The 18,451-nt window shown below is 41.0% G+C and carries 24 protein-coding genes and 1 pseudogene; 8 read left to right on the top strand and 17 right to left on the bottom strand.

Going from position 1 to position 18,451, the window contains the following annotated elements; genetic code table 11:
* Positions 1 to 29 precede the first annotated feature (29 nt).
* From H9630_RS05400 to H9630_RS05380, 5 genes are all read right to left on the bottom strand, one after another.
* On the bottom strand, positions 30 to 1,058 hold the full coding sequence (locus H9630_RS05400) for an ABC transporter substrate-binding protein (RefSeq protein WP_191714431.1): 1,029 nt from the start codon (positions 1,056 to 1,058) through the stop codon (positions 30 to 32).
* 363 nt (positions 1,059 to 1,421) lie between these two features.
* Positions 1,422 to 1,784, bottom strand: coding sequence for a DUF5412 domain-containing protein (locus H9630_RS05395; protein WP_191714430.1), 363 nt, complete (start codon positions 1,782 to 1,784; stop codon positions 1,422 to 1,424).
* A 92-nt stretch (positions 1,785 to 1,876) separates the two neighbouring features.
* Positions 1,877 to 2,248: a hypothetical protein gene (locus H9630_RS05390; RefSeq protein WP_191714429.1), complete on the bottom strand. Its 372-nt coding sequence runs from the start codon at positions 2,246 to 2,248 to the stop codon at positions 1,877 to 1,879.
* A 186-nt stretch (positions 2,249 to 2,434) separates the two neighbouring features.
* Positions 2,435 to 2,758 carry an IDEAL domain-containing protein gene (locus tag H9630_RS05385; RefSeq protein ID WP_191714428.1) on the bottom strand — a complete coding sequence of 108 codons (324 nt, stop codon included), beginning with the start codon at positions 2,756 to 2,758 and terminating at the stop codon, positions 2,435 to 2,437.
* 385 nt (positions 2,759 to 3,143) lie between these two features.
* Positions 3,144 to 4,127 (bottom strand): ketoacyl-ACP synthase III, encoded by a 984-nt coding sequence (locus tag H9630_RS05380; RefSeq protein WP_191714427.1) that lies wholly within the window; start codon positions 4,125 to 4,127, stop codon positions 3,144 to 3,146.
* Positions 4,128 to 4,385: 258 nt separating this feature from the next.
* Here H9630_RS05380 and H9630_RS05375 point away from each other — a divergent pair, with 258 nt between their 5' ends.
* Positions 4,386 to 5,141 (top strand): SGNH/GDSL hydrolase family protein, encoded by a 756-nt coding sequence (locus H9630_RS05375; RefSeq protein ID WP_191714426.1) that lies wholly within the window; start codon positions 4,386 to 4,388, stop codon positions 5,139 to 5,141.
* 131 nt (positions 5,142 to 5,272) lie between these two features.
* Here H9630_RS05375 and H9630_RS05370 read toward each other — a convergent pair whose 3' ends face one another.
* Complete coding sequence (locus H9630_RS05370) at positions 5,273 to 5,926, bottom strand: hypothetical protein (protein WP_191714425.1); 654 nt, start codon at positions 5,924 to 5,926, stop codon at positions 5,273 to 5,275.
* Between the two features lie 390 nt (positions 5,927 to 6,316).
* Here H9630_RS05370 and H9630_RS05365 point away from each other — a divergent pair, with 390 nt between their 5' ends.
* Complete coding sequence (locus H9630_RS05365) at positions 6,317 to 6,640, top strand: hypothetical protein (protein WP_191714424.1); 324 nt, start codon at positions 6,317 to 6,319, stop codon at positions 6,638 to 6,640.
* Between the two features lie 137 nt (positions 6,641 to 6,777).
* Positions 6,778 to 7,512 (top strand): Bax inhibitor-1/YccA family protein, encoded by a 735-nt coding sequence (locus H9630_RS05360; RefSeq protein ID WP_191714423.1) that lies wholly within the window; start codon positions 6,778 to 6,780, stop codon positions 7,510 to 7,512.
* A 99-nt stretch (positions 7,513 to 7,611) separates the two neighbouring features.
* Here H9630_RS05360 and H9630_RS05355 read toward each other — a convergent pair whose 3' ends face one another.
* From H9630_RS05355 to H9630_RS05340, 4 genes are all read right to left on the bottom strand, one after another.
* On the bottom strand, positions 7,612 to 7,767 hold the full coding sequence (locus tag H9630_RS05355; RefSeq protein ID WP_191714422.1) for a hypothetical protein: 156 nt from the start codon (positions 7,765 to 7,767) through the stop codon (positions 7,612 to 7,614).
* Positions 7,768 to 7,903: 136 nt separating this feature from the next.
* Entirely contained in the window at positions 7,904 to 8,266 is a 363-nt protein-coding gene (locus H9630_RS05350) for a hypothetical protein (RefSeq protein ID WP_191714421.1), read from the bottom strand.
* Between the two features lie 46 nt (positions 8,267 to 8,312).
* Positions 8,313 to 8,714 (bottom strand): hypothetical protein, encoded by a 402-nt coding sequence (locus H9630_RS05345; protein WP_191714420.1) that lies wholly within the window; start codon positions 8,712 to 8,714, stop codon positions 8,313 to 8,315.
* A gap of 647 nt (positions 8,715 to 9,361) precedes the next feature.
* Complete coding sequence (locus H9630_RS05340) at positions 9,362 to 10,144, bottom strand: DUF4240 domain-containing protein (RefSeq protein ID WP_191714419.1); 783 nt, start codon at positions 10,142 to 10,144, stop codon at positions 9,362 to 9,364.
* A gap of 215 nt (positions 10,145 to 10,359) precedes the next feature.
* Between H9630_RS05340 and H9630_RS05335 the strand changes: the two genes are divergently transcribed.
* On the top strand, positions 10,360 to 10,815 hold the full coding sequence (locus H9630_RS05335) for a GNAT family N-acetyltransferase (protein WP_191714418.1): 456 nt from the start codon (positions 10,360 to 10,362) through the stop codon (positions 10,813 to 10,815).
* Positions 10,816 to 11,009: 194 nt separating this feature from the next.
* Here H9630_RS05335 and H9630_RS05330 read toward each other — a convergent pair whose 3' ends face one another.
* From H9630_RS05330 to H9630_RS18905, 3 genes and pseudogenes are all read right to left on the bottom strand, one after another.
* Positions 11,010 to 11,486, bottom strand: a complete 477-nt coding sequence (locus H9630_RS05330; RefSeq protein ID WP_191714417.1) for a cupin domain-containing protein — start codon at positions 11,484 to 11,486, stop codon at positions 11,010 to 11,012.
* A gap of 321 nt (positions 11,487 to 11,807) precedes the next feature.
* Positions 11,808 to 12,455 (bottom strand): annotated as a pseudogene (locus H9630_RS05325) (proline iminopeptidase-family hydrolase); the annotation flags it as partial.
* Between the two features lie 12 nt (positions 12,456 to 12,467).
* A complete protein-coding gene (locus tag H9630_RS18905; protein WP_318247979.1) occupies positions 12,468 to 12,692 on the bottom strand; it encodes an alpha/beta hydrolase family protein in 225 nt (74 codons plus the stop codon).
* A 239-nt stretch (positions 12,693 to 12,931) separates the two neighbouring features.
* On the opposite strand from H9630_RS18905, the gene H9630_RS05320 reads away from it, so the two are divergent.
* The 3 genes from H9630_RS05320 (at position 12,932) to H9630_RS05310 (ending at position 14,680) form a co-directional block, all read left to right on the top strand.
* Entirely contained in the window at positions 12,932 to 13,624 is a 693-nt protein-coding gene (locus H9630_RS05320; RefSeq protein ID WP_191714416.1) for an AIM24 family protein, read from the top strand.
* 100 nt (positions 13,625 to 13,724) lie between these two features.
* Positions 13,725 to 14,111, top strand: coding sequence for an RDD family protein (locus H9630_RS05315; protein WP_191714415.1), 387 nt, complete (start codon positions 13,725 to 13,727; stop codon positions 14,109 to 14,111).
* A 215-nt stretch (positions 14,112 to 14,326) separates the two neighbouring features.
* Positions 14,327 to 14,680, top strand: coding sequence for a hypothetical protein (locus tag H9630_RS05310; protein ID WP_225218404.1), 354 nt, complete (start codon positions 14,327 to 14,329; stop codon positions 14,678 to 14,680).
* 55 nt (positions 14,681 to 14,735) lie between these two features.
* Here H9630_RS05310 and H9630_RS05305 read toward each other — a convergent pair whose 3' ends face one another.
* Positions 14,736 to 15,242: an SMI1/KNR4 family protein gene (locus H9630_RS05305; RefSeq protein WP_191714413.1), complete on the bottom strand. Its 507-nt coding sequence runs from the start codon at positions 15,240 to 15,242 to the stop codon at positions 14,736 to 14,738.
* Between the two features lie 449 nt (positions 15,243 to 15,691).
* Here H9630_RS05305 and H9630_RS05300 point away from each other — a divergent pair, with 449 nt between their 5' ends.
* Entirely contained in the window at positions 15,692 to 15,859 is a 168-nt protein-coding gene (locus H9630_RS05300; protein WP_191714412.1) for a hypothetical protein, read from the top strand.
* Between the two features lie 84 nt (positions 15,860 to 15,943).
* On the opposite strand, the gene H9630_RS18800 is transcribed toward H9630_RS05300, so the two are convergent.
* The 3 genes from H9630_RS18800 to H9630_RS05285 all read right to left on the bottom strand — a co-directional run bounded on the left by H9630_RS18800 (position 15,944) and on the right by H9630_RS05285 (position 18,405).
* Positions 15,944 to 16,087 (bottom strand): DUF3953 domain-containing protein, encoded by a 144-nt coding sequence (locus tag H9630_RS18800; RefSeq protein WP_225218402.1) that lies wholly within the window; start codon positions 16,085 to 16,087, stop codon positions 15,944 to 15,946.
* Positions 16,088 to 16,387: 300 nt separating this feature from the next.
* Positions 16,388 to 16,867, bottom strand: coding sequence for a hypothetical protein (locus H9630_RS05290; RefSeq protein ID WP_191714411.1), 480 nt, complete (start codon positions 16,865 to 16,867; stop codon positions 16,388 to 16,390).
* A 173-nt stretch (positions 16,868 to 17,040) separates the two neighbouring features.
* On the bottom strand, positions 17,041 to 18,405 hold the full coding sequence (locus H9630_RS05285; protein ID WP_191714410.1) for a PD40 domain-containing protein: 1,365 nt from the start codon (positions 18,403 to 18,405) through the stop codon (positions 17,041 to 17,043).
* Positions 18,406 to 18,451 lie beyond the last annotated feature (46 nt).

Genomic DNA, 18,451 nt, shown 5'->3' with positions numbered 1-18,451 from the left:
ACTCCTCACATCGAAATTCACGCAGTCGTTTACTGGCCGAAAATCTCTCCGAATTTCGCTTTGTCTTCATCACGCGTTTCCAATAGTTCAACCGCTTCGGCATCCAGGATGGTCATTTCATCCAATGTCTTCAAGCCTTCAGGCGCTTCGATGCCTTCGCGGATAGGCGTATAGCCTTGTTCAGACGCCAAAGTTTGCCCTTCTTCTGAAAGGATGAAATCAACAAACGCTTTGGACGCTTCTTCGTTTTCCGTGTTTGCCATAATGCCCACCGGCTCAGTGATCACCGGAACGCCTTCTGACGGGTAAATCAACTCTACAGGAGATCCTTCATTTTTGGCGCGAGCCGCCAAATAATCTACGATGATGCCGTAATTCTGATCCCCAGTGGCAACGCTTTCCAATACTGCTCCATTTCCTTGGGTAATGGTGATGTCATTGGCACGAAGCGCTTCGTAATATTCCCAGCCCAGGCCGTCCTGTCGCGTCATGACGCCCAGGTTATAGGCTGCTGCACCTGAATATAGTGGACTCGGCATAACTGCCTGCCCTTTCGTTGCCGGCTCCGTCAACGCGTTCCAGCTGTCAGGAAGTTCGGTCACTTCATTGGTGTTGACGATCAAACCGGTCGCCATCACTTTTGTCCCTGCATACATGCCATCCGGATCGACAAAAGCTTCATCGATGGATTCCGCTTCAGGCGATTCATAAGCAAGCAGCAACTCTTCTGCTTTAAAATTTTCGAAAGTCACGGAATCGGCAACCAGCAGCACATCTGCCTGGATATTGCCGCCCTGGTTTTCTGCCTGTATTTTCGATACAACTTCTTCAGTACCGGAACGGAAAATGCTGATGTCGACTTCCGGATTCTGCTCTTTAAAAGCATCCACTAATGCTTGTGCATCCGCATCAGGCTGTGAAGTGTAAAAATCCAAGGTACCGGAAACGCCCGCTCCGCCTTCTGCAGGTTCGGTCGTAGTCCCACCTTCTTCATTTCCGCATGCTGCTAATAAGGCGGCCGAGCACAATATCGCTGAACCAAAAAAGATTTTTTTCATGTCATTTCCCCCTCGAATGATAATTATGATTTCCAGTAGATATGTACGACTCTCGATAAGTATAGAGTTGTTTTGTGAAGCTATTGTTAAGTTGGTATTAAGAAATATTATTTCGTTCCAATAAATTGATTTTCTTAAGATAGCTGATTAGGCGTGTTAAAGATATCTGCTAGTTATTGCCTTATATAGCAACTATAAATTGCCGGGCGGATCAGGTCAAATATAAGTCGAGGGAACATTCTGTTTGCATAACAAAATGCTTTCAGTGTGAAAGGAAATATGAAAAGGATTTTAAAAGTCCTCAATTTTAAATCGGAGCTGATAGTCTTTTGCAAGTCCTTATAAATTGCTAAAGGCATGCTATTATTCATTTCTAAAATCAAACTTTTCTTCCGGAACATCCAAGAGGTGCCCATTAATGTCCACGGTGTCGTCGTCAATCCAATTTATCACAGCTATGTCTTCCTTGTAATTCCAGTATATGTTCTTTGTTTTGCTGTCTTCAGTGTTAAACACCAATTCGCCTCTAATAGAATAGGCTACTGTAGCGCCGCCATTTGTCTTATACGCACGCACTGTATAGCGGCCATCAGGCGATACTGATTCCGTCAGATACTCACCTTCGGGCACGCGTTGAATATCAAAGAATGCCCAGTGGACACCATATGCCGCCAATGCAATGAGGACTGCAAAACTTCCAAAAACAATCCATACCTTTTTCACCATACCCATCACCTCTAAAATATAACGCTAATCAACCGCACAAGTTCGAATCCCACCGTTACAATTTCTATAATGAGGTAAGAGCGTTAATCGTTTTATCGGGCTTCCTCTATTATTTTATAGACCGCTTTTGACGACTTTTCCGAAAGACTATAGATGGTATGTGTGTCATCGAGATCCATTATTGTCCCTTGCCTTTCATCTACCCAAAGATAATAGGAATTCTCTCCAAAATCGACTTGATATTCTGGATCTGCCATATCGACTATGCCTGGCTTTTTTTTGGCTTTTTTGAACGCTTTCACAATTGTTCGGTTCGCTTCAGAATCTGTATATGTAACCAACGAATCTTCTTTAGTAACTAAAAAGCTTTCCATTTCATGAACATCCACTTTTTTAATGTTTTCTGATGTACACCCGACCAAAAATAGAATGCTAAAAATGAACGATAGTAATAATCCCTTCATCAATCCACCCCCTGATAGACGATTAGACAAATAGTAGACAATAAAGTTTCAAAGCTAATATCTTTCATTGATAGAAGTTTCCTTTCTAGTAAAAGACAAATAAAAAATAACACCTAAATCCACAATTGCAGGTTTTTGAACCCTTGAGGAGTAGGTGCTATTCCTATTGATGTCATTGAGTTTATCTTAATTCACTGTTTCTTTTTTGGCATTTAATTGTGCAGAGAGTTCCTGGAACCACTCTTTGTCGTCAGTAGCCAATGCTAAATCGATCAGGAAGCCCAATTGCGCGGCATCTTTGGTATCGGATTCTGGAATAATTTCTACTTGGTGCACCGACATCGGAATGGTCAAGCCGATCATTTCTTCGTTGTCGCTTTCCACCACTGTAACGTTTACTGCTTCCTTAAGGACATTCATGGAATCGATGAAACCGATAATCAGCTCGTCGTGGCGGGATTTGCCTTTTACCCAATCACTTGTTTTTAGAATCGTTTTATTCGTACCCATATCTATGCACCTTCTTTACTTTATTTATCAATCATTGATAGTGAATTAAATCAGTCCTACGGTTTACTCTTTTGTTTCCCTAAAGAGCCATAAGCAAACATAATCCGTAGATTTTCAAACTGTGCATCGTTTCGGCCATCCGCTCGAGTTGTTGAAATCTACCATTGAATACTTCAGCGGAACTTTGGTGCTAAACCCAATTCTACGGTTCCAGAACGGCAAATACAATTTATATGCCTCAGCTTCGAGATAACTAAAATTCGCATTAATTGAGAAAATTTATTGCCTAAAATTGTTTGGGTGCCTGACACCTCTGCTCTATTTGAAAAAAATAAAAACGTCACCTTTGAATTCAAAGATGACGTTTTATTAATAACCCTTCAACTTAAATCGACCAGTTGATCAGCATGCCAGCATGCGTCAAACCACCGCCAAATCCGTATAGCAGCAGTTTATCATCTGGCTTGATCTTCCCTTCCTGCAAGCCTTTATCCAAAGACAATGGAATTGACGCTGCAGAAGTGTTGCCGTAATACTCCAGACTGTAAATCGTCCGTTCCAACGGAAGTCCATTTCTGCTGCAGATAGACTCGATGATGCGGAGATTGGCGCTATGCGGCACGAACCAATCCACTTGCTCTGTCTCAAATTGTGCTTTTTCCATCAAGGCGTTCATCCCTTTAGGAACGGTGTTGACTGCCCATTTGTAGACTTCGCGTCCATTTTGATTCACGAATCCATTTACCGCCAATTCGTTGCCAAACATCTGGGTGGAAAGATCCGTACAGTAGAGATTGTTGGCCAGTTCCCCGTTTGTTCCCATATGGGAAGCGATAAAGCTCGGCTTTTCTTCATCAAATTCCACAAGCACTGCCCCGCCGCCATCTCCAAATAAGATACAAGTCGAACGATCGCTGTAGTCGAGGATCTTAGAGAAGGTCTCTGCACCAATCACTAAAATCTTTTTGTTCAGTCCAGCCGTGATCAAACCGTTGGCCATGTGAAGTCCGTATGCAAATCCGGAGCAAGCTGCATTCAAGTCGATGGCGCCGGTATTTCTTATCCCCAGCTTTGCCTGCACGAGAGCAGACACACTCGGCGTCTTAAAATCAGGAGTCATGGTGCAGACAATAATCATATCGACGTCATCAAGCGATTTTCCATAACGTTCTTTTAAATTTTCAACTGCTTTGATGCTGATATCACTGGTAAATTCATTATCAGCAGCAATTCGGCGTTCCTTTATTCCAGTCCGTTGGACAATCCATTCATCGTTTGTTTCCACTAATTCTTCTAACCGGTGATTCGTCAACCTCTTCTCAGGTACATATGATCCGATGGCTGTAATTCTTGCTTTGGAAATACTCATTTAAATCGCCCCTTTATGATGTCCTCGCCTCATTCTAACATCAACTATTAGTATTAGGTACTAATATAAGGTCTTATTCACGATTAAATTACAAGAAAGCTCTATTCCATCAGTTGCAAGTATTATGTTGACTTATTTAAAGCAATTCAAAGTGAGTGCTTAAATTTCCATCTTTTCCAACAAAATTTTATTAAAAAATACAGACAATTCAGATTTCCGGGTTTATAATGAACGAAAAAACAAGAAAGGAGGTGCCTTATGAGTAAAATGATAAAAATTTTTGTTGCTGCTTTAATCGCTTTGGCTCTTGGGACCCCTACAGCTTTAGCCGATAGCCATCATGGTCACGGCAAGGAGTCTCTTGTCGCTCTAGGAGATTCCATTCCTTTCGGCTACAATCTTGGGGAAACCAATGATCGTCCTGCCGAAGTCGCCTTTCCCTATCTTATCGGCGATGACGCAGATTTGCGGGTGCGCATTTTAGGAGTTCCGGGATGGCAGACAGACGACTTGCTTACTGCTTTGGATAGCAATAAGAAATTTCGAAAAGCCGTCCATCACGCTGACTACGTCACTTTGAACATCGGAAGCAACGATTTTCTGGAAATTTTAAGAGCCGCCAATGCTGAAAGTGGCGGAAATTCCGAGTTGTTTCTAACACTCATTCAACAAAAGCTCGCCAACAGTGATGCTTTTGACAATCTTGCAGCAAGCATTCACGAAATACGCTCGCTGACAGATGCACCAATTGTTCTGTACACTATTTATAACCCGTTCCAAGTGGCCGATCCGCTGCACCAGGTATCCGATCAATACTTGCCGCAGATCAATGCTGCTTTCGCTGAAATAGCGAATTCTTTCCATGATGTAGAGTTGGCTGATGCATATCATGCTTTTGGGAATAATCAGGCGGAATACGTCCTTCCGCAAGACATCCATCCAACAGCCGCCGGCCAGGAAGTGCTCGCTGAAATCGGTTTGGAAGCGTTTTGTTTTGATTTCGTTGAAAATTGATGCAATGAAAAGCAGCAGCCCTCATGGATAAAGGGCTGCTGCTTTTTAGGGTGAATTTTATTTACGGAATCATTGAAATAAATTTCTCGCTAGTTTGGCCATTTCAACAGGTTATAACTTTTTATAGCCTGCTACAAAGTACGTGTTTTCTCACCGTCAGTCAACTTAAAATGAATCCCGGATGATTCTCCAGATTCGATATGTTTCGGCACATCTGATAAGTCGAGCAACTCCTTGAATCGAATAGGCTCTTTGCGATTTGCTTCTATTGTAATACTATACGGACCCGCTAAATTCATTAGAGACTCCATTCGTACACCGTCTTCAATAAAAAATGAATCGATAAATTCCAATTCAAATGACACAGCTTCATTACTTCGATTATGCAATACAAGCTCACATTCCCCATTCGCTATCTTTTGCCCCACCGACTCAAAATTGCACTTGCCATTGCTATCGTATGATATTGCTGTAATCCCGCTTGCAACTGTTTCTTGGTAAGCCGTAATTAAAAGTTTCGGCAAAAATGCATATATGAGCAACACAACTAGTATTGTTCGGAAGTGATATTTCTTTAATCCCTTGAACAACAAAATTAAAGCGATTATAAACAAAATGGCCCCCATTATCCCAAGTGGAATATATCCAGCTTGGTCACGAATTGGAAACGACATAAACGTAGTACGAGCATTCAACATGACATTATTCGGAAATGGAAAATACAAAGACATGCAGATACATAAAATAACAAATGAACCAATGAGTGCGAGTTTACTTTGTATCATCGTGAAGTTCCTCTCCTTACTATATTAAATCTTCTACTAGTTTCTATTGAGAAAATTGAAAGTAATATCATTCACATCAAATTACATTCAACTTTACAGCCTTAATCAGTTTTAATTTACCATTTCATTGTCAGCTGTCGCCTTCTTACTTTACCACATATATCCAATAAAAGATTCTCTATTATCAGAATAAAATAAATACTTTACTGCTTCTGCTGATCCTATATTGTGAAGTTTGCTCCGATTAAATCGGGAATTACTTTACAAGAACCCCATTTTCTATTCCTATATAAGTAATCCCAAAATTATTGAAACCTTCTTTCTTTTTCACCGTATAATAATCAGCAGCAGATTAACATTTATTTCAAAAAATACAAATTGGAGGTACACATGAAAAATACGCTGATCATCTTTTTCACCATCTTTGTGATTGCTGGCGGCAATTGGCTGGCAGCTATTGCGCTTGACGTCGCTTTCCTGGATGTGGCTATCCCCTTCGCAGGACTGGCGCTTGCCCTCATTTATTTTTTCAAATCCAAAGGAGGCATGGCCAGCCGCCGGTTGGACATGTCGATTCAAGGGCAAACGGGCATTCGAATGGAACAGAAAGCTTATGTGCCGGAAAAATCCTATATTTTCATCGGCTCAATCCTGTACTTGATTTTTGTAGTAGGATTCACCTTCTTCACATATCGGGAATATTTTATAGCCTGACTAATCGGTTTTATCCCATTTAACGGTTAGAGGCGTTGAAGAAATTATCATTGATTAGCGCTTCTCTTTATCGTGTATTTCTGTTTATGAAAAGGATATAATAAATGCTGCTACGAAAAATATGCGAGGTGAGAGAGTTGAGAAGTGGAAACCCGAGTTTAAAAGCCGATTCGTTCGATAATTTCAACGACACGAACATTGGCCGAAAAATGACCATTCAAGGAACGGTCAATAAAACATTCATTTTATTATTGCTGTTGCTGGTAACGTTCGTCTATTCCTGGAATCAGTTCGTCAATAGCCCGAACAGTGTATTGCCGTTGATTCTGGTTGGAGCCATCGGTGGCTTGATCGTTGGATTGGTGACAATCTTCATACCTAAAATCTCTCCTTTTACAGCACCTGTTTACGCTTTGCTGGAAGGATTATTCCTGGGGGCAGTGTCTGCCCAATACGAAGCTCAATACGGCGGCATCGTCTTCCAGGCTGTCCTGATCACAATTGGAGTGCTGTTCAGTTTATTGCTTGTTTATAAATCGGGACTCATCAAAGTGACACAGAATTTCCGCCTCGGCATTGCCGCTGCCACGGGCGCCATTTTCCTGGTTTACCTGATTTCGTTCATCGGCGGGTTTTTCGGTTTTCAAATCCCTCATCTCCACGAAGCGACGCCGCTCGGCATTGCGATCAGCGTGGTCATCGTCATCATCGCCGCGCTGAACCTGGTGTTGGATTTTGACTTTATCGAAAATGCAGCTGATAAAGGGGTTCCGAAATATTTTGAATGGTATGGTGCTTTCGGTTTGCTTGTGACATTGGTCTGGCTGTACTTGGAAATACTGCGCTTGCTGTCCAAAATACGAAGCAGATAATAGAAAACGTCCTTCGGGGCGTTTTTTTCATACACAAATACAACCCGAAACCGGTCTGGTTTCAGGTTGTATTTTTTGCATGCACATGCTGAACTTGAATTAATTTGAAGCGGTTTTAGCCAATTCTTTTTTGGAAGATTGAACGGCTTTCTGCATTTTGTATTCCTTATAGCCCTTTACATGTTCCTTGTAAATTTCCAAATACGATTTAGTTGGGTTACCCATTCTTTTTACTTCCTTCATCATTACAGTCATCCTATTCATCCTCCTTGGTATGGTTCCACATAATAATTGCGTGCAAAGCTGTTTAATACGGGGCAAAAAGGGCATTATCCGACTACGGATAAGCTAAAATAAAATACTAACCGCTGTGAGGTTTCCCCGTTTAAACTCATGGGATATATCTCTCACTGCTGGATTCCCGGTGATAAGGTGTGATGGTAAATAACTCTTCAGGGCATTGCTGGGATACTTGATATAGGCTATGGAAGACAGTTGGTGTGAGTTCATAGCGCTGCATGCCATTCGGCAATGCTTTTGCTTTCGGTGATGCTTTTTCCAGCATGACTTCCTCTATATCCACCCATACTGTCTGTACCTGTTCCTGTATCTTCCCTTCTTTCTCGTATCTGATTTCTTTCGCCAAACGGGCAAAGAATGTAATGAAAGAACAACCGTTTTCATCGTGCACATCTTTGGATTTCAGAAAAAAATAACCAACCGATTGTTCAGGAAATTGTTCGATCTGTTCCATGACCATTTCTCCCCTTTAATCCATTTTTATCTGTGCAAATGCTTTTTTATCCCAGTGCATCAAGTGCAGCAACAAGGCGTTCCGCAAATACTTCCGGAGGCTCTTGTGAAGTCAAGCGGATACAATACATTCCGCATTCCATTGTCATGTGCTGCGAATAGCTGATGGGGAAATATAAGGGATGTGCAATCAGCGCTTGCGTAAAAGCCGCGAGTTCTTCCGGCATCAGACAAACACGCGCTTCGTTACTGCCATCCGGTCCTTCATCACTTAAGCTGAATGAAATATCCAAATCCAAGGACAAACTGACATCCAATACTTTGCTATTTTTCACGTAAACCGACCGTTTAGTTTTCAGTTGGTAAGTTCCATCTTGGCACTCCACTTCGCTACCCAAAATTTTACTTACCGCTTCTGCTGTTCCAGCCAGTTCCTCTGTTATAATCATACTAACTACTCCTTTACATCCCCTATGATGCTTTCGTAACTCTTAAATTGAAATATAAAAATATCATTATTCAGATAATTTGATATTATTTTGTATAATTTAACATTGTACTTTCTGCCTAAATATCACCTTATTTCCTGTTATTTATTTGCCTTACCGATACATTAAGACTAGTCTATAGCATAAAATATGTAAAGTATTATAGAAAATTCTTTTAATTCAGAAAACATTAAAGCTTTTTTTATATACTTTCTTTATTTTCTGTAATTGTATTTCAATAAAAATGGATCATGTTTTTCATCCGTTCATTTATCTACATTTTCCGTTCCACTAACCAAGCCACCTCATCTTGTTGAATCGAAAATCCTTTATCCATAAGGATTTTTTAAATCAACAAGAAAAGAAGACGCATTAATTTCTGCATCTTCTCTGCTTCTTATTGAGCCATCGGGTTATCATTTAAAAACAGGAGTGCTTTCTGGCAATAAGACCACTCTTTCTAGAATGTTTTACTAAAATAAGTAAAAAGCTAAATTTTTTCTTAAAATTTGCCCTCTTTCTTCCAATTCAAGCAGCTGGTTATGCTGTTTAGCCGCCAAATCTTGTCGTTTAGAATGCGAGAAAAGGTTTTTAATCACTTCTATTCTTTAACCTAAAGGAGTTTCTCCATAGGCATTCCACAACAACGGAAATTTTTTGAACAAACCTTCCCCGTCATCTTCTCTCCAATCAAACTCCATTTCGGGCTGCACGTATACGTCTCCCGACACCTTCCAATACAAATCGAGGTATTCGTCTTGATCCATTCCGGTTTTTTCCTCAAACGCCGCACTGGCGCAGTACAGGAAATCTTCAAATTCCGGCACATCCTCTTCCATCCTTTCCAAGTAAGGAAGGATGCTTTCGGGATTTTGAAGAGCTCCCTCATACGGTTCTTTTCCAAGAAACATCAGCCATGCACGGAAATAATCAAAGGAATCATCAGAGCAGCCTCCCATAATGATAAAGGCTGCTGCCCATAAATCAGATGTGTAGGATTTAGCATATTGCTGATTAAAATGGAAATCAAAGCCGACAATCTCATGTACCGGTTTTTTGGCCAATTTTCCAATGAGCCACTCGATCTGTTCTTCCGGGTCATCCCCTTTACGGTGAGCTGTTTCCAACAGGGTCCAAAATTGGTCTTCTGTCATTGAACCCTCCAAAACTTCTTCTGCCTGTTGTTCGCTTTCCCGGTAGCCTTTTTTAAGCTTCGATTCGATCAGTCTGTTCGCTTCTTTCAGACATAGCGTTTCTGAAGGAAATTCTTTTGTATTGATCGAGCCACGGGTCCCGATTCTTCCATAAGAAACGATAAAGAAATTGCCTTGAGCTTTTATTTTCCAGAATTTATTGGAGTAAGCTGTAATGCAGACCAATGATTTTTCCACTCGAGTCCCTCACTTTTGTTCATATTGACATCAGCATAGCACATTGAAATAAGGCAATAAACGACAGAGTTGAAAAACGTCTGCATGCTATAATAGATCCATACGCAATTTCCTCTCGTTTGAATAGATACCGGCAGTATTCTATAAAATGAATGCATATCTGTATTCCTGAGTAAAGAAAAAAGCGATTGCCGTCTTTCCGAAAGGGGAAAATAATGAGCATCTCAACTATCAGCCTTAAACAACTGGACGCAGAAAATTGGTATACCTGTTGCGAATTGAAAGTAGCAGAAGAGCAAAAGCAATTCATGGAGCCCAATGCAGTCTCTATTGTGCAATCAAAGTTCGAGCCCACACTAAAGCCCTTAGCTATCTATGATGGCGATACCATGGTTGGCTTTCTGATGTACAATTCCGTTCCAGAAGAACTGGATGCTTATTGGATTTATCGCATTATGATCGATAAGCAGTTTCAATACAAAGGAATCGGCAAAACGGCAAGCAGTTTAATGATTGACCACATGGTAAGTTCCTTGCAGGCGCAAAAGATTGCCGTCGGTTACCATCCTGCAAATCAAGGCGCACATAGTCTATACGCCAGTTTAGGATTTGTAGATGAGGGTGTCCGGTTTGGCAAAGAAATGTCAGTTGTCAAAACGATCATCCGTTGAAATGAAAAAGGACCCTTCGAGGTCCTTTTTCATTTCAACAACGAGTTATCCAGTATGCATTTTTTACGATCAGAACCAACTTCACGAATCTTCAGCACCAGATCGTTACTGTCGTAAAAACTGGTTATATTTACTTGATTTCACAAGCTATTCTCTTTATAGACAATGTGCAGAACTTACCGCCTTGCCTTGTTTTATCCTATAACTTCAATGCCGTATTTTTGAGCGGTTGCCATAAATTTATCCATATCAAAATTTACCGGTCCCGATGGCAATTCATAGTTATCGGCCGGTACGCCCATTTCGATGAAAAACTGTTCCACCCCAGCAGGCGTAAACATGAACAGCACTTTCGCGGGGGAAGACCCTTCCACTTTGAATTTATGCTTGATGTGGCGCGGAACAAATATGAACGTTCCTGCTTTTCCCTGGATTATTTTGTCTCCAACTGTGAATGTCAATTCGCCTTCCAGGACATAATACATGTCTTCTTCCTTGCTTTTGACATGCAACGGCGTTTCATATCCAGGCGGAAGCAGCCCTTCAATCAAACTGAAAACGCCATTTGTTTCTTGACCTGTTGCTTTTACTTCCATCAAAGTACCATTGAACCAATAGGCATCACCTTCTCCATGCGCAAACGAAAAAGCATTATTCATTTGCTGTACCACTTTCATTACCTCCCGGTTTTAGGGGAAAATAAAGCATGCGGCAAGTTCTGCACATTACCAACCAAGGAACTTTTTCCATGGACATAAAGCATATGGCGATTCCGCTACTACGAAGCCATGGATCCTGCGGCAAATCATACGAATAAAAAATAAGAGTATCTTTCAACCAGTAAAATCCGGCAACCACTTCTATGTATAAGCTATTTTTCACCTCGAATTATACGCCGGTTTTTCACAAAAATCTAGCATCCAGCAAGGGTCTGTGAGTCTGTAAATTCAAAAATCACCCAACAGGAATCTCTCTGCTGGGTGATTTTTTCTTTACGCTCCCGGCCGCAATTCCTGACGGTTCAGCCACTCGCGGACAGTCTCTACATAGGCTTCCGGTTCTTCTATTCCCGGCATATGGGAACTGTTTTCAAACACATGGAATTCCCCATCTTGAACCAGCCCGGCATAATGCTCCGTTGCTTCAGGCGTCGCTTCATCAAACCAGCCGCATGTGAACAAAGCCGGCATTTCAATCTCCTTCAGGCGCCCAGTCGCGTCGAAGTTTTTTAACGTTCCGGTAACTGTGAACTCAGACGCTCCCCACATGAAGTTGTAAATTTGATGGTTTAACTCTTTCATGTCTTCTTCCATCTCTTTTGGCCAGGGTTCAACGCGGCACATATGGCGTTTATAAAATGCCTTTACCGCCTGCTTGTATTCTGGAGAATCGGTCGTTTGTTTTCGTTCGCATATTTCAATTGTCTCCTGGACTTCTTTTGGAAATTGCTTTAAATAATCCCGCTGGTCCCGTTCCCATCTTTGCGCATCTAGTGCCGGGCCAGAAAAAATAACGCTTCGGACCCCTTTCGGCTTTTTGAACAAAAAAGCAGCCAAAAGCATGGTTCCCCAGGAATGACCCAGTATATGAAACTCTTTCAGTTCAAGTTCCTGGATGACTTGTTCCAACTCTTCCACATAGCGCTCTACCGTCTATAAAGCCATGTCATCAGGGCGATCCGATTTGCCGCATCCCAGCTGATCATAATGGATTATCGGACGGTCTGTCCCCAATTGCCGGAGCGGATCACTGTCACTGCTTTTCGATCCCGGTCCACCGTGAAGTACTAATAACGGGATGCCAGGGCCATTGCCGCTGATCTGGTACCAGACATTCCCTCCCGTAACCGGGATAAATCCTTCTTTAACGTTTTCCATCTATTCAGACCTCCTCTTCTGGTTTACTGATCTACTACTAATTCTTTTCCAGACGAACAAAGTCCTTTATTTATAAAAGCAACAACGAGCCGTGACGCCCAAATTCGGCTTCTAAGATATTAGATTCTGTTGCATAACTCACATCATATGTTCAAGCATTCCTATCAATCACTCTTCACGTTGGAACCATTTTCTTTCTCAAACGTACATACTAGTAATCACTGAAAGGAGAAATTGTCATGTCGAAGTACTCCATCCATCAATTTGTACAAACCACACAGCAAGATGAAAGCGCTCGTGAATTTTTTGAGCTGGAGACGGATCGGTTATTGGAAGTGAACCTGAACGGGCTGGTCTGGGCAAAAGCAGGATCAATGATTTCTTATGAAGGAAACATCAAATTCGAACGCGAAGGCATGCTTGAACATGGGCTAGGTAAATTCGTTAAAAAAGCTTTCACTGGAGAAGGTGCACAGCTAATGAAGGCGAACGGGAACGGCAAACTTTATCTAGCCGATCGAGGCAAAAAAATCACCATATTGGATTTGGAAGGCGAAAGCATCTTCATCAACGGAAATGATCTGCTCGCTTTTCAAGACGGCCTGGATTGGGACATCAAACTCATGCGCCGCGTCGCTGGAATGATGGCTGGTGGGCTCTTCAATGTACGGCTGGAAGGCAAAGGACTTGTCGCTTTCACCTCCCACTACGAGCCGCTCACCTTGCTCGTGACGCCTGACAGACCCGTATTCACAGATCCGAATGCCACAGTTGCGTGGTCAGGGAACCTAGAACCTGAATTTGTCACAGACATTCAGCTGAAAAGCCTGTTTGGCAGAGGCAGCGGTGAATCCGTTCAGATGAAGTTTTCGGGTAATGGTTTTGTTGTGGTGCAGCCTTTTGAGGAAGTTTATACAATGCCGCAAGGATGATTCCCCACTATCTCTCATTCGAAAATGCGGGTTAACTTTTTCTCTACTGGAATTACTGATTAAAGAATCCGATAAAGTAAGATAAGAAAGGATGAATTGAATGGACAAGCTAATGAAAAAGAGAGTAAAAGGCATTTTGATTGATACAGCAATTTCCACAGCAGTTTCTGCGGCTGTAGAACAGGCAGTAAAAAAGAAAGTGAAAAATAGTTTTTTCCAAACGGTAGTTGCACCGGCAGTGGTCCTATATGGGTTGGAATATGTACAGATGCGGAAAAGCGGACAAACCATTGGACAAAAAGCAGCGGGCATCCAAATTCTGAGTGAATCCGGTGAAGAACTGACACCGAAACAGATTGTGAAACGAATGGTTCACCGGGATACCTTAAGTTCACTGATCTATTTAAAAAACCCGAAAAAATACAATACTACCGGAGCAAAATTTCCTCATGATGTATACGCAGAAACCGTGGTTAAAGAAGTTTGAAATGACTCAACACAAAAAGAGCTGTCCCAAAAAAGTCTTGAACAATGACTTTTAGGGACAGCATCTTTTAATTGAAAATTTAAATCCATTTTATAAAAACTTATATAAAAAGTTGATCAGGTTAATAAGAAGGAGTTGGCGGCAAATTGAGAGTATTACATACCAGATTTATTAGGCTGCTCAGATTGAACGAAGTAGAATTCTTTCAGATTGAAATGAATCACACTGAAAGAACAGCTTTTTTGTTATACATTGATGAAAGAAAATCAGCAAATTCGAAAGAAGGCAATAAAATTTCCATCTATTTAGTTTCTGATTTTGAGTTGTCTGCATCTTCTTATGAGGACGTCTTAAGTTTTAATGATGACCTTCTAGGGATGAAATACAATTGTTCGTATGTCATGGAGGTCTTGCCAGTAGAAGAGGAATTCCACTTTGATTTCCCTTATCATATGCTTGCCATACAGGAATATGTTCAACAATTATTAGTCAAAGTACATACCGATAAAAAGCTTCCTCTTTTAGAAGAAGCTGATTTCAACTACTTATCCCAACAAAGATTAAAATAAATCTCAGTTTTAATTTAACTACCGGTAGTCGTTCAGAGTCTATTTGATCCATTGGTTACGGAATGATGAATCCCCATTCCCAGAATTTTGTTCCTTGTGCAATGATAATTTTCTCAAGCCAGTCCTCAAAGGTCATACCGATAAACATATTATCTTCGAAGTTGTAGCCGGTATCCATTACGTAAAGATAGCCATTGCCTACCATTTTGTCCGTCACGATCAAATAACAGCCATCATATCCATAAGCTATTGGAAACCAGTTATCAGGATAGTCATAGCCAGGGATAGCTCTGTGTTCTAAAACTTCATCTACAGTAAAAAGTTCAAATCCCCCACCATATTCAGGATGGGTAATCAGAAGCCCACCATTGTGCAGCCGTAGAAATTCTTCATAGTCTTTTGGTACAGCAAACGTCAATTTCTGTAGTTCCTCTTTGGTTGCTGGCGGATTGAAAACCACTTTCATTTTGTCTACATAGCCCTCTTCCTGTTGAACTTCCAGAAGGCCGTTCGAATCCAATCGGCTTTTTAAAGCTTCTATAGTAATTTTAATTTTTGACACTATATATTCCCCCTCTTATAACTTTTTTTAGAACCAAATTTTACTGATAATAAGTAAATTTTATTGACAGATTAAGGTTCTTTGAAACCAAAAAAAGCTATAAAAGTAAGGAAGATATATATTGCAAGACCGCAAGCATTAAACGAAACCAAGTAGAGCCTCACGTTTCCTTTAAGTCCGATTAGTCCCAGTATAATCCCTGCCACACTTAATACCAGCGGCAAGTAGAAATTTATCTCTAGGATGAAGACTAGTGGATCAAAGCCTCCTGGAGAAGAAGGAAGTGCAAGCGGTAAGATTATTAAAGCGAAACAAATTGCCGACAGAACGGAGTACATTCTCTTAAGCAAAATAATCTTCCTTTCTTTTCTTCTCTTAACAACAACTAAAAGATTACCGGTAGTTACCATCAAAACTTAGACATATGAATGCAGATTGGAGGTGATAGGATGAAGAACAAATATTCATCTGCCGTTGAAAGAATCAAAACAAAATTCAACGAAGTTTCATTTCCAAAACTGATTTCGTTTGCGGTTCCGGTTTCTGTAGTTGTAACGCTTCTCTATTTGGTATCCAGAGATATTTTCACTCTAATCACTTATACCTTTTTTAATTAAAGATCATAGTCGAAAGAAACTTTTCAAATTAAAATTTAGAAATAAAGAACACCAACCCGCGTCTTTCTTGCTGTAGAGAAATTCTTAATAGTTTACGTTGAATCCTTGGGCCGATACAAAGAAAATAAATAAAGAAATCACGACAAACATGTATCCAAAAAACTCTTTTTTATCCTTTTGAATTCTTTCAAATCCCGCTGCCAACATCAAAATTCCCAACGTCAGCATTACATATGGCATCAACTCGAAGTTTTGGCTCCATAGCACATAAGCTGCTAATCCGACTCCAACAATTTGGAAGATGATTCTGCTTATTTTTAGAATAGGTACCCCCTCCTTCCTTCGGAAAATTTTATGTATAATTTTCTGATTTAACCGATGGAATTAGAACCATCTATAGAGCTTAGATAAGTTATGTATATTCTTATACATCCATGCCCCTTCCCCTAAATGAACAGCACCTCCCATCTGGAGGCACGCCGACTAAAAAGGGGCTGTGAATATTTTGGTTGCAAAAATCTTTTACTCTTAAAAAACAATATCCCAATCCGACTTCAATTTAGTCAGCAAATCTTTGGGTGGTTCGGCGATAAAATAAGAGGTTCCTTCTTGGTTCACTTGAATCGTTCCATCTTTATAGAATAGGATCGGATAAATATCCTCGCTAGTACTGTTGACGCTTGGTTTGTTGTAAAGCAGCATTCGGTAACTTCCTGGTGCTTCCAGGTCAGCTGTTCTGCTTTCAAGTTCATCTTCACTTGCTTCGACAAGTTCACTTCCGTTCAATGCATCAATCAACTCATTCGCTTTGTCTCCTCCACTGACCAGTACCTCTTCGTAACCACTCGTTTCAATTAATGAAGTAGCACCGGAGACCAGAACTCCCTCATAACCATTTGGATGGTCAATCATCAGTGTTTTTTGAGTATCGGCATTTGTGCAGGCACTTAGCAAAACAAGCAGCACAACGAAAGTTGAAACCACGAGCCGCTTGACTAAAGTTGTCATGTCACTCCTCCGCTTCTAGTACAGGATCTATTCACTTTACCATAAAAGGATTTTTTTGTAATATACCATTTCCTTTTTACTTGCTATAACATCCAATGATTAAGGGCAGCTTCGGTAGACAGTGAACTTTTAAAATATGCTTCTCCGTAGTTTTTGATATCCCGCCCCTGATTTCACCGCTTCAAGATTTCACTTTTTTCATTATCCCCATCCTCTGAACTTGTTAATCCAGTATAAACATATGCAAAAGTGAAGACGAGTGCTGTACAGAAGGCCAAAACTGCAGCTAATCCAAATAGTCCGATAGCAGCCCACGGGTTCATAAAGAGGATTAAACAACTGACTATGAAAACAATGGCCGTAAGAACCGCACTTATTTTAGTTGGCAGATATCTTTTGTCTAATGCCGAATGAAAGTAAACGCTCAACAAACCGAACAACAGAATATAAAGTCCCGGTACCGTTAGCGGGTTTACGAATAATCGTGCGATAGCGGCTGGCTGAAACGTGTTATTCGATTCAGGAAATTCCAAAGTCAGCGGCGCTATCTCACCGCTGTCAAAATCAACGGCCATTGCTTCATAAACCTCCGGCTGATCTGGCCAATTCGGTTGCATTAAGAAGGCGATCCGGTTTTCATGATGAAAAAACGATGGCGATGTCACTGATGCATGAAAGTCCGTAAGTGTCCTCTTTTCTCCGTTTGAAGTCTCCATCAAAAAAAGTTCGTATTCAAATAACGAGCCGGACTTTTTGGATTCTTCCGATGCAGCAGTATAAGCCAACAACTCTTGATTTTCCGAGAAATAAGGTTCATATAGGTCCTCTTTAAGAAACTGAGGCAAATAAGGACTTTCAACCTTCTCATCGAGTGAATAGGCTATCAGCTGTTGAATCCCGTCAAATTCCGTGTAATAAAGAGTGGTTCCGTCGGCTGAAACCGAGAGTTTAGACATGTCAAAAGCGTCTTTATCCGTTAATTTAAGAAATTCTCCATACGCGGTATTTACAGAAAACAAGTCAGCTCCGTTTTCCTTTTCACCTTCTGGCTTTAAAAAATCCTCTGCTGGAATCGCTACATAATATATGGTTTTCCCGTCCGGTGAAAAAGCAGCGGTGGATACATGCACATCCATTCCAGTTAATTGTAAAGGCTCACTTCCAGATTCAATACGCATATACTGAAGAGACTGAACACCTTCATTCCCAGCAGACAAATAGAGAATGTCTTCTCCATTAGGGGAGAATTGCGGCATGCGATGGTCCTCGTCTACCGGTTCTGTCACTTTCTCTACTTCCCCGTCTGACAAGCGGCCTTTGAATATTGCTTCTGCTCCTTGGTCATAATAGGAAAACAAAATCGTTTCATCATCTGGAGAGACAGAAAGACCGGAGCCCAATCCCGAATGAAATTTATACGGATCTTGGTTACTCACAAGAGTGTAGATAATGGCCGCCACAAAAAGAACAGCCACGATGCCTATGGATATCAATAAATTCCGATGATTTTTCATTAGTTCACTTCCCGCTCCTGGCATTTCATCCTTTTAGTAAAGACGAAACTTTCAAATAAAAGTTCAATTG

This window comes from Planococcus wigleyi, assembly GCF_014836985.1.
GTDB lineage: Bacteria > Bacillota > Bacilli > Bacillales_A > Planococcaceae > Planococcus > Planococcus notacanthi.
Note: the sequence above shows the minus strand (reverse complement) of the source record. Positions and strands in the feature narration are given on the sequence as shown.

Coding starts and splice junctions, on each gene's coding strand:
- H9630_RS05400 (WP_191714431.1), bottom strand. CDS start 1,058: ATGAAAAAAATCTTTTTTGGTTCAGCGATATTGTGCTCGGCCGCCTTA.
- H9630_RS05365 (WP_191714424.1), top strand. CDS start 6,317: ATGAAAAATACGCTGATCATCTTTTTCACCATCTTTGTGATTGCTGGC.
- H9630_RS05355 (WP_191714422.1), bottom strand. CDS start 7,767: ATGACTGTAATGATGAAGGAAGTAAAAAGAATGGGTAACCCAACTAAA.
- H9630_RS05315 (WP_191714415.1), top strand. CDS start 13,725: ATGGACAAGCTAATGAAAAAGAGAGTAAAAGGCATTTTGATTGATACA.
- H9630_RS05300 (WP_191714412.1), top strand. CDS start 15,692: ATGAAGAACAAATATTCATCTGCCGTTGAAAGAATCAAAACAAAATTC.
- H9630_RS05350 (WP_191714421.1), bottom strand. CDS start 8,266: ATGGAACAGATCGAACAATTTCCTGAACAATCGGTTGGTTATTTTTTT.
- H9630_RS18905 (WP_318247979.1), bottom strand. CDS start 12,692: ATGGAAAACGTTAAAGAAGGATTTATCCCGGTTACGGGAGGGAATGTC.
- H9630_RS05320 (WP_191714416.1), top strand. CDS start 12,932: ATGTCGAAGTACTCCATCCATCAATTTGTACAAACCACACAGCAAGAT.
- H9630_RS05310 (WP_225218404.1), top strand. CDS start 14,327: ATGAATCACACTGAAAGAACAGCTTTTTTGTTATACATTGATGAAAGA.
- H9630_RS05285 (WP_191714410.1), bottom strand. CDS start 18,405: ATGCCAGGAGCGGGAAGTGAACTAATGAAAAATCATCGGAATTTATTG.
- H9630_RS18800 (WP_225218402.1), bottom strand. CDS start 16,087: ATGCTGACGTTGGGAATTTTGATGTTGGCAGCGGGATTTGAAAGAATT.
- H9630_RS05335 (WP_191714418.1), top strand. CDS start 10,360: ATGAGCATCTCAACTATCAGCCTTAAACAACTGGACGCAGAAAATTGG.
- H9630_RS05290 (WP_191714411.1), bottom strand. CDS start 16,867: ATGACAACTTTAGTCAAGCGGCTCGTGGTTTCAACTTTCGTTGTGCTG.
- H9630_RS05375 (WP_191714426.1), top strand. CDS start 4,386: ATGAGTAAAATGATAAAAATTTTTGTTGCTGCTTTAATCGCTTTGGCT.
- H9630_RS05385 (WP_191714428.1), bottom strand. CDS start 2,758: ATGGGTACGAATAAAACGATTCTAAAAACAAGTGATTGGGTAAAAGGC.
- H9630_RS05390 (WP_191714429.1), bottom strand. CDS start 2,248: ATGAAGGGATTATTACTATCGTTCATTTTTAGCATTCTATTTTTGGTC.
- H9630_RS05345 (WP_191714420.1), bottom strand. CDS start 8,714: ATGATTATAACAGAGGAACTGGCTGGAACAGCAGAAGCGGTAAGTAAA.
- H9630_RS05370 (WP_191714425.1), bottom strand. CDS start 5,926: ATGATACAAAGTAAACTCGCACTCATTGGTTCATTTGTTATTTTATGT.
- H9630_RS05380 (WP_191714427.1), bottom strand. CDS start 4,127: ATGAGTATTTCCAAAGCAAGAATTACAGCCATCGGATCATATGTACCT.
- H9630_RS05395 (WP_191714430.1), bottom strand. CDS start 1,784: ATGGTGAAAAAGGTATGGATTGTTTTTGGAAGTTTTGCAGTCCTCATT.